Source organism: Streptomyces sp. NPDC029139 (genome assembly GCF_055564335.1).
In genome coordinates, this window is record NZ_JBVHWN010000002.1 from 189,669 (window position 1) to 204,907 (window position 15,239).

At 72.2% G+C, this 15,239-nt stretch carries 14 protein-coding genes; 5 read left to right on the forward strand and 9 right to left on the reverse strand.

The window, feature by feature from the left end:
• Positions 1 to 72: 72 nt before the first annotated feature.
• The gene (locus tag ACZ4VW_RS04990; RefSeq protein ID WP_467958514.1) at positions 73 to 1,284 is read left to right on the forward strand and encodes a pyridoxal phosphate-dependent aminotransferase; all 1,212 of its coding nucleotides are present in this window, start codon (positions 73 to 75) and stop codon (positions 1,282 to 1,284) included.
• Between the two features lie 361 nt (positions 1,285 to 1,645).
• On the opposite strand, the gene ACZ4VW_RS04995 is transcribed toward ACZ4VW_RS04990, so the two are convergent.
• A complete protein-coding gene (locus ACZ4VW_RS04995) occupies positions 1,646 to 2,380 on the reverse strand; it encodes a DUF7873 family protein (RefSeq protein ID WP_467958516.1) in 735 nt (244 codons plus the stop codon).
• 106 nt (positions 2,381 to 2,486) lie between these two features.
• On the opposite strand from ACZ4VW_RS04995, the gene ACZ4VW_RS05000 reads away from it, so the two are divergent.
• Positions 2,487 to 3,146 (forward strand): DUF2293 domain-containing protein, encoded by a 660-nt coding sequence (locus ACZ4VW_RS05000; RefSeq protein ID WP_467958518.1) that lies wholly within the window; start codon positions 2,487 to 2,489, stop codon positions 3,144 to 3,146.
• A 15-nt stretch (positions 3,147 to 3,161) separates the two neighbouring features.
• Here ACZ4VW_RS05000 and ACZ4VW_RS05005 read toward each other — a convergent pair whose 3' ends face one another.
• From ACZ4VW_RS05005 to ACZ4VW_RS05015, 3 genes are all read right to left on the reverse strand, one after another.
• Positions 3,162 to 3,950, reverse strand: a complete 789-nt coding sequence (locus ACZ4VW_RS05005) for a chaplin (RefSeq protein WP_467958520.1) — start codon at positions 3,948 to 3,950, stop codon at positions 3,162 to 3,164.
• Between the two features lie 285 nt (positions 3,951 to 4,235).
• Complete coding sequence (locus tag ACZ4VW_RS05010) at positions 4,236 to 5,510, reverse strand: SWIM zinc finger family protein (RefSeq protein ID WP_467958522.1); 1,275 nt, start codon at positions 5,508 to 5,510, stop codon at positions 4,236 to 4,238.
• Positions 5,507 to 8,407 carry a DEAD/DEAH box helicase gene (locus tag ACZ4VW_RS05015; RefSeq protein WP_467958524.1) on the reverse strand — a complete coding sequence of 967 codons (2,901 nt, stop codon included), beginning with the start codon at positions 8,405 to 8,407 and terminating at the stop codon, positions 5,507 to 5,509. Before ACZ4VW_RS05015 ends, ACZ4VW_RS05010 begins: the two co-directional genes overlap by 4 nt.
• Positions 8,408 to 8,596: 189 nt before the next feature.
• Here ACZ4VW_RS05015 and ACZ4VW_RS05020 point away from each other — a divergent pair, with 189 nt between their 5' ends.
• Positions 8,597 to 8,932 carry a hypothetical protein gene (locus tag ACZ4VW_RS05020; protein ID WP_467958526.1) on the forward strand — a complete coding sequence of 112 codons (336 nt, stop codon included), beginning with the start codon at positions 8,597 to 8,599 and terminating at the stop codon, positions 8,930 to 8,932.
• 105 nt (positions 8,933 to 9,037) lie between these two features.
• On the opposite strand, the gene ACZ4VW_RS05025 is transcribed toward ACZ4VW_RS05020, so the two are convergent.
• Entirely contained in the window at positions 9,038 to 9,496 is a 459-nt protein-coding gene (locus ACZ4VW_RS05025; protein ID WP_467958528.1) for a DoxX family protein, read from the reverse strand.
• A gap of 268 nt (positions 9,497 to 9,764) precedes the next feature.
• Here ACZ4VW_RS05025 and ACZ4VW_RS05030 point away from each other — a divergent pair, with 268 nt between their 5' ends.
• Positions 9,765 to 10,037 (forward strand): DUF6343 family protein, encoded by a 273-nt coding sequence (locus ACZ4VW_RS05030; protein WP_467958530.1) that lies wholly within the window; start codon positions 9,765 to 9,767, stop codon positions 10,035 to 10,037.
• A 57-nt stretch (positions 10,038 to 10,094) separates the two neighbouring features.
• Here the strand turns inward: ACZ4VW_RS05030 and ACZ4VW_RS05035 are convergent, their stop codons facing one another.
• From ACZ4VW_RS05035 to rpsA, 4 genes are all read right to left on the reverse strand, one after another.
• Positions 10,095 to 10,463: a tetratricopeptide repeat protein gene (locus ACZ4VW_RS05035; RefSeq protein ID WP_391797958.1), complete on the reverse strand. Its 369-nt coding sequence runs from the start codon at positions 10,461 to 10,463 to the stop codon at positions 10,095 to 10,097.
• A 149-nt stretch (positions 10,464 to 10,612) separates the two neighbouring features.
• Positions 10,613 to 11,221 carry a dephospho-CoA kinase gene (gene coaE, locus ACZ4VW_RS05040; RefSeq protein ID WP_467958532.1) on the reverse strand — a complete coding sequence of 203 codons (609 nt, stop codon included), beginning with the start codon at positions 11,219 to 11,221 and terminating at the stop codon, positions 10,613 to 10,615.
• A gap of 87 nt (positions 11,222 to 11,308) precedes the next feature.
• A complete protein-coding gene (locus ACZ4VW_RS05045) occupies positions 11,309 to 12,247 on the reverse strand; it encodes a PAC2 family protein (protein ID WP_467958534.1) in 939 nt (312 codons plus the stop codon).
• A 201-nt stretch (positions 12,248 to 12,448) separates the two neighbouring features.
• The gene (gene rpsA, locus ACZ4VW_RS05050; protein WP_019885395.1) at positions 12,449 to 13,951 is read right to left on the reverse strand and encodes a 30S ribosomal protein S1; all 1,503 of its coding nucleotides are present in this window, start codon (positions 13,949 to 13,951) and stop codon (positions 12,449 to 12,451) included.
• 343 nt (positions 13,952 to 14,294) lie between these two features.
• Here rpsA and ACZ4VW_RS05055 point away from each other — a divergent pair, with 343 nt between their 5' ends.
• Entirely contained in the window at positions 14,295 to 15,122 is an 828-nt protein-coding gene (locus ACZ4VW_RS05055) for a class I SAM-dependent methyltransferase (protein ID WP_467958536.1), read from the forward strand.
• Positions 15,123 to 15,239: the final 117 nt, after the last annotated feature.

Sequence of the window (15,239 nt, forward strand, 5' to 3'; positions counted from 1 at the left end):
AGACAAGTTGTTGGACTTTCCAAGCTCGAACTTGGTAAAACCAAGCATCAATCCTTCTGGGGAGGTCGTCGCATGGAGTTCCGGCAGTCGAGCAAGTTGAGCGAGGTCTGCTACGAGATTCGCGGCCCGGTCATCGAGCACGCCAACGCCCTGGAGGAGGCGGGCCACAGCGTCCTGCGCCTCAACACCGGGAATCCCGCGCTCTTCGGCTTCGAGGCGCCGGAGGAGATCGTCCAGGACATGATCCGGATGCTCCCGAAGGCGCACGGCTACACCGACTCCCGCGGCATCCTCTCCGCCCGCCGCGCCGTCGCCCAGCGGTACCAGGCCATGGGCCTGCCGGATGTCGACGTCGACGACGTCTTCCTCGGCAACGGCGTCTCCGAGCTGGTCTCCATGGCCGTCCAGGCGCTTCTGGAGGACGGGGACGAGATCCTGATCCCCGCCCCCGACTTCCCGCTGTGGACGGCGGTGACCACCCTGGCGGGCGGCAGGGCCGTGCACTATCTGTGCGACGAGTCGGCCGACTGGTACCCGGACCTCGACGACATGGCCGCGAAGATCACCGATCGCACCCGGGCCGTCGTGATCATCAACCCCAACAACCCCACGGGCGCGGTGTACCCGCGTGAGATCGTCGAGGGCATCCTCGACCTCGCCCGCCGGCACGGGCTGATGGTTTTCGCCGACGAGATCTACGACCAGATCGTCTACGACGACGCCGTCCACTACCCGGCCGCCTCCCTCGCCCCCGACCTGGTCGTCCTGACCTTCGGCGGCCTGTCGAAGACCTATCGGGTGGCGGGCTTCCGCTCGGGCTGGCTGGTCGTCAGCGGCCCGCGGCAGCATGCGAAGAACTACCTGGAGGGGCTGACCATGCTCGCCTCCATGCGGCTGTGCCCGAACGCCCCGGCGCAGTACGCCATCCAGGCCGCGCTCGGCGGCCGGCAGTCGATCCACGAGCTCACCGCCCCGGGCGGCAGGCTCCACGAGCAGCGCGACAAGGCGTGGGAGAAGCTGAACGAGATCCCCGGCGTCTCCTGTGTGAAGCCGAAGGGCGCGCTCTACGCCTTCCCGCGCCTGGACCCCAAGGTGCACCGGATCCACGACGACGAGAAGTTCGTGCTCGACCTGCTGCTGCGCGAGAAGATCCAGGTGGTGCAGGGCACCGGCTTCAACTGGCCGCGGCCGGACCACTTCCGCATCCTGACCCTGCCGTACGCCGACGATCTCGACGCCGCGATCAGCCGCATCGGCCGCTTCCTGAGCGGCTACCGGCAATAGGGCCGGAAACGGGAGCGGGTCCGAGGGCGTAGCCTGCCCCCGGACCCTGTGGGTGCCGCTCACATCGCACGCCGGCACGCTTGAGAACCCGGGTCAGTCGTCATTGCGTCGCGTCCTGCCATTGGACCACCGCCGATCGAGCTCGGCGGACCAGATTCGAACTGGCATTTCGACGCACCAGGGCCCGGGCCCGGTCGTCCGGCGATGAGCGGCGGATGCTGAATCTGGAGCAATAGTCTGAGTTTGATCGCGACCCTCGTCAGAAGGGCCGCGGATTCACGACAAGGCTCTGCTTCAGCTTTGCGCTCCTCGCGCACCCCGTGCCGTGTGCTGTGGCCGGGGAGTCTGTGGGTGTCCCCCGCTACCCGAAGAGGTAGCCGAAGACGGCGTCGCCAACGCGCTGGTCGGTGACCTCGGCGCTGTTCGCCTCCTCACGGGCGAACTTCACCGCCTGCTGGAGCTTCTCCACCCGCTCCAGAAGCTCGTTGACCCGCCGGGCGGGCAGGGCGCCGGAGAACTTCACCGTGGTCCAGTAACCGACCGGCACGTCCTCGTAGTACACCTCGACCTGCGCCGGGTGCTTGTCGGTCGCCTCCGCCTTGACGTGGTTGCGCGGCACCTTCTTCGTCCGCACCGTGCGGACGACCTCGGTCTTCCACGCGTCGGTCGACGGATCCTGCGTCCAGGACTCGGCCGCGTCCAGGACGGGCAGCTTGCGGACGAAGGTGTTGATGTCCGTCAGCTGCTTCTCCAGGAAGAGGAGGTACGCGACGGGCACCCGGCTCACCAGTACACGCCCGTCGACGGTGATGTCGGCGCGCGCCTCGCAGTTGGCCCAGTCCTTGGTGGCGGTGACATCGAACAGCCGGGTGAGCGCCCGCGCGGTGTCGCGCAGCACGTCCTCGGCCTTCACCTGCACCAGCGTCGACTCGGGCGGCAGCTGCTCGCCCTCCTCGTCCTTCGGCTGGTACGTACGGGAGATGCCGGCGAGCAGCGCGGGCTTCTGCAGTCCGTGGTGCGCCGCCGTCAGGTCCTGATGCGCCCTGGACTTGACGCCCTTCTCCACTGCGATGATCTGATTGAGTTTCGTTGCCACGCGACGGACCCTAGCCCGGCCCATGCCCATGAATCGAACGATTATTCCGGCCAGTTGGGCACGGTCGGGAGCGACCGGTCGGCCTGGCAGGGGGAATGAGGTCCGTATGCACCTGGTCGCACCCGTCGTCGTCGAACCGCTCCGGCGCCGCCGCTGCTCGGAGTGCCGTCGCGGGCCGTTGGAGCGGATGATCCTCGAGTTCAACGCCCCGGTCTGCCTGGACTGCGCCGACCTCGGCCATCTGGTGTTCCTGCGGCGCGGGAACACCGCCCTCACCCGCCGCGCCCGGGAAGCCAGTTCGCTGTGGGCGGTGGTCGTACGGCACAACCGGCGCCGTACGCGCTACGAGCGTCAGGGGCTGCTCGTCGAGGAAGCCGCGCTCGCCCGGGCGGAGGCGGCCTGTCTGGCGGACGCGGAGGCACGGGCGCGGCGGCGAGCGCGTGACGCGGCGCGCCGCGCGGAGCGGGACGCGGAGGTCACGGCGGCGCTGGAGGCCGAGATCCTGCGGCTGTTTCCGTACTGCCCGCCCGAGCGGGCGGCGGAGATCGCGGCCCACGCCGCGCGGAAGGGCAGCGGCCGGGTGGGACGTACGGCGGCCGGGAGGGCACTGGACCGGGGTGCGGTCACCGCCGCCGTGCGGGCGGCCGTACGTCATGTCGACACCGAGTACGACGCGCTGCTCATGCGGGGCGTACCCCGCCACCAGGCCCGGACGAGGGTGGCACCGGCCATCGAGGCGGTGCTCCGGGCCTGGCGTCGTGCGTGAGGACCCGTGCGGGCCTCAGGCCTGCGCGCCCATGCGGCGGGCGCGGCGGTAGATCAGGGCGCCGCCGAGCAGGAGCGCCGCTCCGGCGGGGGCGGCGTAGCCGACGAAGTCCGAGCCGGTGCTGGCGAGCGCGGCCGAATCGTCCTGCGGGGCGGGCGCCGGGACGTACTCGCCGGGCTCCTCGGCGTCGTCGCCCGGAGCGGGCGACGGGTTGCCGGGCTGCTGCGGCTTCGGCTGCCCACCGGGCGTCTCGGGCCGGCCGGGGCCGTTGACCGCGGTGTTGCCGTAGGCGGGGTTGCCGATGCCGACGACGTTGACCGAGTTGCCGCTGACGTTCACCGGGAGGTCGATCGGCAGCTGGATGCCGTTGCCGGAGATCACGCCCGGCGAACCGACCGCGGCACCCTCGGCGGAGGAGCCGCCGCCGTTGGACGCGTTGCCCCCGCCGTTGTGCCCGCCTGTGTGCCCACCGCTCTGGCCACCGGTGTGCGGCGTGCCCGGCATGTCCTTGTGCCGGCCGCCCCCGCCGCCGTCCGTGTCCGAGCCGTAGCCGTCGGACGCGGTGGTGTTCGCGCAGCGGTTGCCTGTGGCCGGGTTGAGCAGTCCGACGACGTTGACGGTGTTGCCGCAGACGTTGACCGGGACGTGCACCGGCAGCTGAACGGCGTTGCCGGAGATCACGCCCGGCGAACCGACCGCGGCGCCCTGGGCGCCGGAGTCGGCGTGCGCGGCGCCCGCCGAGAGCGCGAGCGCGCCACCCGTGACCATCAGTGTGGCCAGACCACTTCGGCGAATCTGCCTCATGGCTTCCTGCCTTCCGGAGGTTCTCACGGGCATTCGCCCGTACCGCAATTAACGCGATCCGGACCCGGCTGGATCAGGCCACCGGTGGGTTTCACTCCATCGAGTGGGTGTGACCTCGAACATACGGGGAATTACGAGCTCCGCTCATGGGGGGGTTCACGCTCGGCGGGCGTCGACGGCACCGGGCGTCCGGCGCACCCCGGGGCGCCGGAAGGTCCCCCGGGCCGAGCCCGCCCGGCCGGTCTCCCGTCAACTCCGCGACAAGGCATGCCGTCGGCCTGTCCGTCAGCGGCCGAGCAGGTCCGTGAGTGCGCCGACGGGGTCGGCGTCGGGCGTTCCGCGCGGCCACCAGTCCTCGCGGTCGGCGTCCGACTCGTATCCGTACCAGAGCCCGTCGCGTCCGAAGCGGAGCTGGAGCGAGCGCGTCGACAGCCGGTTGCGCCAGGGGCGGAAGGCGGGGAAGTCGGCGGCGAGCAGCGCGGGTCGGGCCCGGTCGAAGGGGCCGGCGGGCGGGTCCCAGGGCTCTTCCAGGACGGTCAGCCCGGCGAGACCGCCCTGCCGCCAGGCGGCGACGGCGCGGGCCAGGTCGGTGGGCGTGCGGTCGAGGGCGTAGGCGAGGTCGCGGTAGAGCGCGCGGGTGGAGGCCGTGAGGCCGGAGCCGGGGTGTGCGGCGGCGAGCCGCACGGCGTCCTGCCAGGGGGTGAGCGCGGCGACGGGGTCGCGCCCGGTGACCAGGAACGTGTGGGCGCGGGCGGCCGCCTCCGTGGCCAGCAGGTCCAGGGCGAGGGGATCCGGGGCGGCGGGGTCCGGCGGGTAGGCGGGGGGCCGGCCGGGCTGCGCCGGGGCGGGGAGCGGCGGGGGAAGCGGCGGCAGGGAGTGGCCGGGGTGCGGGGCGAGGGCGGCGCGTGCCGGGACCGTGGCCATCGGCGGCGCCGACGCCGTCCTCTCGGCGGCGGAACGGGCCGCGTTGCGCTGGGTGAGGGCGGCCAGGATCTCCTGCTCGCCGCGTCCCCGCATGAGGAAGAGGACGAACGGGTCCTCGTCGAGGAGTCGTGCCGACTGGTAGCAGAGGGCGGCGGCGTGCTTGCAGGGGAAACCGTCGTCCGGGCAGGAGCAGTCGGGGACGAGGTCCCCGGGCGCGGGCAGCAGTCCCGTGACGGCCTCGACGGCGTGCGGGACGTCCTTGTCGAGCAGGGCGGCGATGTGGTCGGGCCGCGCGGCGACCTCGTCCAGGAAGCGCTCCCAGCCGTCGTCGCCGAGCGTGCGCAGCCGGATCTCCGTGCGGTACGGCCGGGGGCGGGTGCCGTGGACGTAGGCGACGACCCTGCCGGGGGTGACGGTGATCGCGTCGACGTGACCGCGCCCGGCGTACGCCTTGCCGCGGGCGAGGCGGGCGGCGTCGAGGGCCGTGTCCTCCAGGGCCTCCACCCATGCGTTGCCCCACCAGGTGGCGGCGAAGCGGCCGTCCGGCGCCTCGCGCGGGGCGAGTGCCGGGAACGTACGGCGCCGGTCGTCGTGGCGCGGGCCGGCGAACCGCCCGGCCGGGGGTCGGCGGTTCACGACGGCCTCCTCAGCGAGACGAGGTCCGCCAGCTCGCGGTCGGTGAGTTCGGTCAGCGCGGCCTCTCCGGAGCCGAGGACGGCGTCGGCCAGGGCCCGCTTGGCACGCAGCATCTCGGCGATGCTGTCCTCCACCGTGCCCTCGGCGATCAGCCGGTGGACCTGGACCGGCTGGGTCTGTCCGATGCGGTAGGCCCGGTCGGTGGCCTGCTCCTCGACGGCCGGGTTCCACCAGCGGTCGTAGTGCACGACGTGTCCGGCCCGGGTGAGGTTGAGCCCGGTGCCCGCCGCCTTCAGCGAGAGCAGGAAGACGGGCACCTCGCCGGACTGGAAGCGGTCCACCATCCGCTCCCGCTCGGCCACCGGCGTGCCTCCGTGGAGCAGTTGGGTGGGGATCGCCCGGGCGGCCAGGTGGTCGGCGAGGAGGCGGGCCATGGAGACGTACTGGGTGAAGACGAGCACGGATCCGCCCTCGGAGAGGATCGTGTCGAGAAGTTCGTCGAGCAGGGCCAGCTTGCCCGAGCGGCCGGCGAGCCGTGCCGTGCCGCCGCCCTTGGCGGTCTGTTCCTTGAGGTACTGGGCGGGGTGGTTGCAGATCTGCTTGAGCGAGGTGAGCAGCTTCATGATGAGCCCGCGACGGGCGATGCCCTCGGCCCCCTCGATCTGCGCCATGGTCTCGCGGACCACCGCCTCGTAGAGCGACGCCTGTTCGCGGGTGAGCGCCACGGGGTGGTCGGACTCGGTCTTGGGCGGCAGCTCGGGGACGATGCCCGGGTCGGACTTGCGGCGGCGCAGCAAAAAGGGCCTGACGAGGCGGGCCAGACGCTCGACGGCCTCGTCGTTCTCGATCTCCTCGCTGTTCTCCACGGCGCGGGCGTGGCGCGATCGGAAGGCCTTGAGGGGGCCGAGGAGGCCGGGGGTGGTCCAGTCGAGCAGGGCCCACAGCTCGGAGAGGTTGTTCTCCACGGGGGTGCCGGTGAGCGCGACCCTGGCCGGCGTCGGGATCGTGCGCAGCGCCTTGGCCGTCGCGGAGAAGGGGTTCTTCACGTGCTGGGCCTCGTCGGCGACGACCATGGCCCATTCCTGTGCGGCCAGTTGGGGCGCGCTGGTGCGCAGGGTGCCGTACGTGGTGAGGACGAAGCCGCCGGGGCCGGTGCCGGTGTCGAGGCCGTCCAGGGAACGGTCGGCGCCGTGGAAGCGGCGCACGGGGACGCCGGGGGCGAAGCGCTGGATCTCCCGCTGCCAGTTGCCGAGCAGGGAGGCGGGGCAGACGACCAGGGTCGGCGCGCGGCGGGCGCGACGCAGATGGAGGGCGATGAGGGTGACGGTCTTGCCGAGGCCCATGTCGTCGGCGAGGCAGCCGCCGAGCCCGAGCGAGGTCATCAGGTCCAGCCAGGCCAGGCCACGCAGCTGGTAGTCGCGCAGGGTGGCGTTCAGACCGGCGGGCGCGGTGACCTCCTCGGGACCGGCGACGAGCCGGTCCCGCAGGGTCGCGAGGGCTCCCACGGGCACGGCGCGGACGGTCTCGCCGTCCACCTCCGCGGTGCCGGTGAGAGCGGCGGCGAGGGCGTCCACGGGCTCCAGCAGGCCCAGTTCCCGCTTCCGGGCCTTGCGCACGAGGTCGGGGTCGACGACGACCCACTGGTCGCGCAGCCGGACGATGGGCCGGTGGGACTCGGCGAGGACGTCCATCTCCCGCTCGGTCAGCGGGTCTCCGTCGAGGGCGAGCTGCCAGTTGAAGCGGAGCAGTTCCTCGCTGTCGAAGAAGGTCGTGCCGTCGGTGGCGGAGCCGGGGGCGGACAGCGCCGGCCGCACCACGGCGGAGGCGCTGAGCGACCGGGCCAGCTCGCGGGGCCAGTGGACGGCGACCCCGGCGTCGGCGAGGCGCGCGGCGGCCGGGCCCAGCAGCTCGTACAGCTCGTCCTCGGTGAGGGCGAGGGCGTCGGGGACGTCTCGCTCCAGGAGCCTGCCGAGCGGGGACCAGACGCGGGCCGCGCGGCGCAGCGCGAGAACGGCGTCGATCCGGGCGCGCGGCCCGAAGAGGTCGTCGCCGGCGCCCGCCCAGAGGTCGGCCGCGTCGATGACGAGGGTGGGGTCGGCGAGGCTGTGGATCTGCAGGAGCGCTGCGGCGGCCTGCCGCTCGTCCCCGCCCTCCTCGGCGATGTCGAAGAGCTCGTCCCCGGCGAGGTCGAGGCGGAGCGAGACCCTGACCCCTGCGTCCATGCCGGCGGCGGCCTCGGCCGCCCAGGCACGCGCGCGGGGCAGGTGCTGCGCGGTGCGCGCGGCGAAGGGCGCGCCGGCCGCGTGGGCCGCGGCGGGCGTACGGGGCAGGGTGTCGGCGACCGCGTCGAGGAAGGCCCGTACGAGCGCCTCGGGCTCCGGCAGCTGGAGCGGGCTGCGGCCGGGGACGGGGACGGCGTGGCCTTCGGGGGGCAGAGCGGCGGCGACGGCCCGCAGGTGGGCGATGTCGTCGGCGTCCAGCGGGCCAGCTCGCCAGGCGTCCAGGTCGTCAGAGGTGAGTCCGGGCAGCAGCCGGCCCCGCGCGACGAGCTGCAGGGCGTGCAGGGCGGCGGCGCCCCAGCAGGCGGTGGCGGGGTGGACGGCCGGATGGTGCCGGGCGGCGACCAGGTGGGGCAGGGCCTCGGCGACGCCGAGCGAGACGGCGGGGACCGTGCGGCTGCGGACTCCGGCGCCGTGGCGGCGTACGACGGTGAGCTCGACGACCCGGCCTGCGGCACTCTCGCCGGCCGCGGACGTCTCCGGGCTCCGGCCGGCGGACGGCGGGGGCGGGACCGGGGGCAGCTCGCCACCGTCGGGGGCCCAGAAGGCGACCCGCCCGTCGCGGGGCAGCGCGGCCGGCAGGAAGACGGCGGCACTGGTCTGCCAGGTGTGTGTCACGGCGCTGCCCACCTCCCCGTTCCGCGACGGAAACCGACTGGACCTCCGACCTTACGGGTGGGGTCTGACAACGGGCCTCCGCGCCCTTCGCCCGGGCGGCCCAGCAGCGGATGACAGCCCGCCCGGCAGGCGGCAGGGTGACGGGAAACGGGGCGTCCGCCGCCTCCGCCCGACAGACGAGGATCCGCCATGTCCGTTCACCGGCGTCTCGGCACCGCCGCCGGGGTCGCGCTCCTGACGCTCGCCGTCGCGGGCTGCTCCGGCCTCGGTCGCTCCGCAGTGGGAACGATCACCTACGAGACGGGGAACGAGGTGGTGGTCACGGTGACGAGCCCGACGGTCAAGGGCTGCCACCGGCTCGCGCCGGCCGGCGCGACGAAGATCGAGAACCTCTCGATGGTCGACATCATCATGTATCCGACGCGGGACTGCCGGGGCACGCAGCCGATCTACGTCCCCAGCCGCTTGAGCGACTCGATCGTGCCGGGGACCGCCCCCTGGCGCAGCTACAGCGTCGTCCACTGACCCGTCGCCCCGCGAAACGGCGCGCCATGCCCGGACCCCCGTCCCAGGCATGACGCGCCGTCGCGCGCGAGTACCGCTGCCGCGCCTCCCCCGTCGAGCGTCGCCTCACGCGCGGCGCCGCGGGACCAGCGCCAGGAGCTCCTTGTTGTGGTCACGGCGCGTCCAGGCGATCACGACCAGCGGTACGGCGAAGAGGAGCGGCGTCAGGGCGTACTGGCCGTCGAAGACGGTCAGCTGGGTGACGAAGGCGCCGATCATCAGACCGGTGAGCGCCGTGGCCGCGACGCTGGAGAGCACCGGGACGACCAGCGCGACGGCTCCGGCCAGTTCCAGCGCTCCGACGGTGTACATCAGCCAGTCGCCCCAGCCGATCTTGTCGAAGGACTCGGCGGCTGACCAGTGACCGACGAGCTTCGGCGCGGCGCTCGGGATGGCGAAGGCGAGCGCGAGCAGGATCTGGAACACGCGGACCGTGATGTCGGCGCGGCGGCTCAGCCGGCCGGTGCGCGTCGTGGCGGCGGAGTCGGCGGTCGCGGAGGCGGTGGTCGCGGAGGCGGTGGTCATTGGGTGATCCCTTGTGTCGGCGTCATGTTCGCTTTCACAGGGGTAGACGGCCGGTGCGCGGGAAACTCATCGCCCCGGAGGCTCCCGACTCGATCTTTTTGAGGGGGACTTGGGGCGAGCCGACCACGAGGCTCGGCAGACTCGTCCACGGCCGTCACGGCGAAAGCCCGCCGGTTCCGGACTTCGGCGCACAGGCGGTCGGTCCCACGGCCGGACCCGTTCACCCGTCCCCTCCTGGGGTAGACCTCGGGTAGGAGATGAGACGGTCATGCGTACTGGGAGTGAGCCCGCGACCGCGCGCAGTGCCTTGCGGATGCGGTTCTGGCTGAGCCTGTGGGGTGTGGTCTGGGCCGTCCTCGGCACGACGGCGTTCGCCCTGGTCGGAAGGCCGGGTTGGGCGGCGGCATGCGGGGCGCTGTTCCTGGTGGCCGCGGTCGACATGTCGATGGTCCTGCGCCACATTCGCCAGGGCCCGCACTGGCAGCCGGGACGGGACGTCCCGCCCTACGAGCCCGACCATGACGGCCGGGGACGTCGCTGACGCGCCGGTACGGCCCGCCCGCTCGGCGCCCCCGTGGGTTGCCCCGGGCCGTGCGGCTCAGTCCTCGGCGCCGAAACGGGCGGCCTGGAGGTACTCCGGCTTGGGGTCGAGAGCGGCCGCCAGCCGGAAGTGCCGGGTCGCCTGGTCGGGCCGGCCGGAGCGCTGGAAGGTGCGGGCGAGCGCGAAGTGCGCGAACGCGTTGTCCGGTTCGCGCTCGAGGACGAGTTCGAACTCCAGCTCCGCGGGTCGCAGCTGGGCCGCGGCGAAGAACGCGCGGGCCCGCAGCAGCCGTGCGGCGGTGTTCTCGGGATGGGCGGCGATCACCGAGTCGAGCAGCTTGACGGCGCCGCGAGGATCCCGCGCGGCCAGCAGTTGCTCGGCGGCGCGGAAGTCGATGACGTGGGTTTCCGGGTTCCTCTCGGCCACGGTGGCATCCTTCCCTTGCTCCGGGGGTTCAACATCGCGTACGGCGGCCGTATTCCGTACGGGAATACGATCCGACCGCCGCCTCCGCGATCCCTACCCATCCGGGAGCGCGCGCGATCGGTGCGGCCCCCACCGCTCCCCCGGTCGTCTCACCGGCTCCCGGCGGCGGCCCGCTGTGTCAGCTCGGACCAGACCTTGCGGACCTGCGGCTCCAGCGCCTCCAGGGGCCCGTCGTTGTCGATGACGAGGTCCGCGATCGCCCGCCGCTCCTCGCGCGTGGCCTGGGCGGCCATCCGGGCCCGCGCCTCGGACTCGGTCATGCCGCGCAGCCGTACGAGCCGGTCGAGCTGGGTCTCCGGCGACGCGTCCACGAGGACGACCAGGTCGTAGAGCGGAGCGAGGCCGTTCTCGGTGAGGAGCGGCACGTCGTGGACGACGACGTCGTCCGGCCCCGCGGCGCTCTCCAACTCGGCGGAGCGGGCGCCCACGAGGGGGTGGACGATGGCGTTCAGGGTGGCGAGGCGGTCTGCGTCGGCGAAGACGATGGAGCCGAGCTTCGGCCGGTCCAGCGTCCCCTGGCCAGTCAGGATCTCCGGCCCGAAGGCCTCCACGACGGCCGCGAGCCCGGGTGTGCCGGGCTCGACGACCTCGCGCGCGATCTTGTCGGCGTCGATCAGGACGGCCCCGTACGAGACGAGGAGCCGAGACACCGCACTCTTGCCGGCGCCGATACCGCCGGTCAGGCCCACCTTCAGCATGAGCGGCAGCTTAGGACCCCTGGGCCACCTTCGCCCAGCCGGGGCCGAGGTCCACCGAGCCGGGGCTCGGGGTCCGCCCTGCCGGAACTAGGCGTCGCCCTCCCGCTCGGCGAGGAAACGCTCGAACTCCCGGCCCAGTTCGTCCGCCGACGGCAGGTCGACCGGCTCCGCGACCAGGCTGCCCCGGGTCTCGGCGCCCGCCATCGCGTCGTACTGATGCTCAAGCCCCTGGACCAGGGCCGTCAGCTCCTCGTCGTCCTCGCCGATCTGGCGCTCGATCTCGGTCTGGGTGCGCCGGGCCTCCGTGCGCAGCGCGTGCGCGACGCCGGGCAGGACGAGCCCGGTGGCGGCCGTGATGGCCTCCAGAACGGTCAGTGCGGCATCGGGGTAGGCGGAGCGGGCGAGGTAGTGCGGGACGTGGGCCGCGACGCCGAGGGTGTCGTGGCCGGACTCGGTGAGCCGGAACTCGACGAGCGACTCGGCGCTGCCGGGCACCTGCGCCTCGTCGAAGGGGCTGCGATGGCCGGGCATGAGGTCCGTGCGGCTGCCGTGCGGGGTGAGGCCGACGGGGCGGGTGTGCGGGACGCCCATGGGGATGCCGTGGAAGTTCACCGACAGGCGCACGCCGAGGCGCTCGACGATCTGGCGGACGGCGGCGGAGAAGCGCTCCCACTCGACGTCGGGCTCGGGGCCGGAGAGCAGCAGGAAGGGCGCGCCGGTGGCGTCCTGGACGAGCCGGACCTCCAGGGCGGGTGTCTCGTACGCCGTCCAGCGGTCGCGGCGGAAGGTGAGCAGCGGTCGGCGGGCGCGGTAGTCGACGAGCCGGTCGTGGTCGAAGCGGGCCACCACCTGGTGCGGCAGTGTGTCCAGCAGGCGCTCGACGATCTGCTCGCCGGTCTCGCCCGCGTCGATGTAGCCGTCGAAGTGGTAGAGCATGACCAGCCCGGCCGACTCCTGCGCCAGGGCCACGTCCACCACGGCCAGGCCCTTCTGGTCCCATTCGTACAAATCCTGGGGATCAAGCACGATTACCGCTCCTCCTCGCGTTCGTAGGAAGAACGCCGCCGGGTGCGAGGTCATTCCCCTTGCACCGGTTTTCGTGGACGGAGTGTCAGCGTCCGGGCACGCGCGCGGGGAGCGGGCGGTCGCCGGAAACGACCGAGGCCCGCCCCCCGAAGGGGGCGGGCCTCGATCGTTGGCTAGCTAGTGCCTAGCAGCAGAGCTGATTCAGCTCTGGCCGCCGGCCAGCTTCTCGCGCAGGGCAGCCAGGGCCTCGTCCGACGCCAGGGCGCCGGAGTTGTCGTCCGACTCGGAGGAGTACGAACCGCCCGAGACGCCCGCCGGGGCACCGGCCGGAGCGGCGGCGCCACCCTCGGCAGCGGCGGCCTCGTCGGCCTCGCGGGACTTGATGACCTGAGCCTGGTGCTGCTCGAAGCGCTGCTGCGCCTCGGCGTACTGGGTCTCCCAGGCCTCGCGCTGGGTCTCGTAGCCCTCGAGCCAGTCGTTGGTCTCGGGGTCGAAGCCCTCGGGGTAGATGTAGTTGCCCTGGTCGTCGTAGGACGCGGCCATGCCGTACAGGGTCGGGTCGAACTCGACCGACGCCGGGTCGGCACCGAAGGACTCGTTGGCCTGCTTCAGGGACAGCGAGATCCGGCGACGCTCGAGGTCGATGTCGATGACCTTGACGAAGATCTCGTCGTTGACCTGGACGACCTGCTCCGGGATCTCCACGTGGCGCTCGGCCAGCTCGGAGATGTGGACCAGACCCTCGATGCCCTCGTCCACGCGGACGAACGCGCCGAACGGAACCAGCTTGGTGACCTTGCCCGGGACGACCTGGCCGATCTGGTGCGTGCGGGCGAACTGCTGCCACGGGTCCTCCTGCGTCGCCTTCAGCGACAGGGAGACACGCTCGCGGTCCATGTCCACGTCGAGAACCTCGACGGTGACCTCCTGGCCGACCTCGACAACCTCGGAGGGGTGGTCGATGTGCTTCCAGGACAGCTCGGAGACGTGCACGAGGCCGTCGACGCCACCCAGGTCCACGAAGGCACCGAAGTTGACGATCGAGGACACGACGCCGGAGCGGACCTGACCCTTCTGCAGGGTCGTGAGGAAGGTCTGGCGGACCTCGGACTGGGTCTGCTCGAGCCAGGCGCGGCGGGACAGGACCACGTTGTTGCGGTTCTTGTCCAGCTCGATGATCTTGGCCTCGAGCTCCTTGCCCACGTAGGGCTGGAGGTCGCGGACACGACGCATCTCGACCAGGGAGGCCGGGAGGAAGCCGCGGAGGCCGATGTCGAGGATGAGACCACCCTTGACGACCTCGATGACGGTACCGGTGACGATGCCGTCCTCTTCCTTGATCTTCTCGATGGTGCCCCAGGCGCGCTCGTACTGGGCACGCTTCTTCGAGAGGATCAGGCGGCCTTCCTTGTCCTCCTTCTGAAGGACCAGGGCCTCGATCTCGTCGCCGACCTTGACGACCTCGTTCGGGTCGACGTCGTGCTTGATCGAGAGCTCGCGGCTCGGGATGACACCTTCGGTCTTGTAACCGATGTCGAGCAGGACCTCGTCCCGGTCGACCTTCACGATGACGCCGTCGACGATGTCGCCGTCGTTGAAGTACTTGATCGTCTCGTCGATCGCGGCGAGGAAGGCTTCCTCGTTACCGATGTCGTTGACCGCAACCTGCGGGGTGGTGGCGGTGGTCTCGGTGCTGCTCGTCATGTGGGAAAGGGCTCCGGTTACGGACAGAAAGTCGTAGGTACTGCTACGCCGTGAGCCCGTATCGCACCGAAGAAGCCGGACAGCCAATGAAGCGCCTACCGACTGAGCGGCGGGACGCCTCGAGAACCGAGGGGACATACAACCGTGCGAGCGCGGCCTGCTCCGTCTGAGGCGCGCAGGCCCGCAGCGCAACCTTTAGCATACGGGGGCAGCCGGACAGGGTCAATGCGCGAAGCGCGCACCCGGCGCGGATCACCGCATAACCGGCACAACTCACGTCCCTCCGGGCCGTCCCGGCCCGGCAGCACAGCCGCGCTGTGCGCAAACTACATCGACGGGCGAGATGAACCAAGAGTACGAACAGGAAGACGTGCGCGACGACGAGCCGGAGGCGACCCGGCGTGACGCCGGTGACGCGGAGAGCAGCCGGGCGAGCCGCGGATGGTGGGACCGGAACGCGGACGAGTACCAGAACGAGCACGGGGCCTTCCTCGGGGACGACCGGTTCGTCTGGGGTCCGGAGGGTCTCGACGAGGCCGAGGCCGGTCTGCTCGGACCGGCCGGCTCACTGAAGGGCCTGGACGTCCTGGAGATCGGCGCGGGGGCGGCGCAGTGCTCGCGCTGGCTGGCCGCGCAGGGGGCGCGGCCGGTGGCGCTCGACCTCTCGCACCGGCAGCTCCAGCACGCGCTGCGAATCGGTGAGGACGTGCCCCTGGTCGAGGCGGACGCCGGAGCGCTGCCCTTCCTGGACGGTTCCTTCGATCTGGCGTGCTCGGCGTACGGCGCGGTGCCGTTCGTGGCGGATCCGGTCAGGGTGTTCCGCGAGGTGCGCCGGGTGCTGCGGCCCGGCGGCCGGTGGGTCTTCTCGGTGACGCACCCGATCCGCTGGGCGTTCCCGGACGAGCCCGGCCCGGAAGGGCTGTCGGTGGCGTCCTCCTACTTCGACCGCACTCCTTATGTGGAGCAGGACGAGCGGGGGCGGGCCGTCTACGTGGAGCACCACCGGACGATCGGCGACCGGGTGAGGGACGTGGTGGCCGGCGGCTTCCGGCTGGTGGATCTGGTGGAGCCGGAGTGGCCGGCCTGGAACAGCCAGGAGTGGGGCGGCTGGTCCCCGCTGCGGGGGAATCTGATCCCGGGCACGGCGATCTTCGTGTGCGAGCGGGACTGACGACGCCGGCGGGACTCGCGGGGCGAGAGTGCGACGAGGTGAGCGGGACCGACGGCGCGAGCGGGACCGACGAGGTGAGCGGGACCGACACGAGCGGCCCGTCGAACGCGAGGCCGC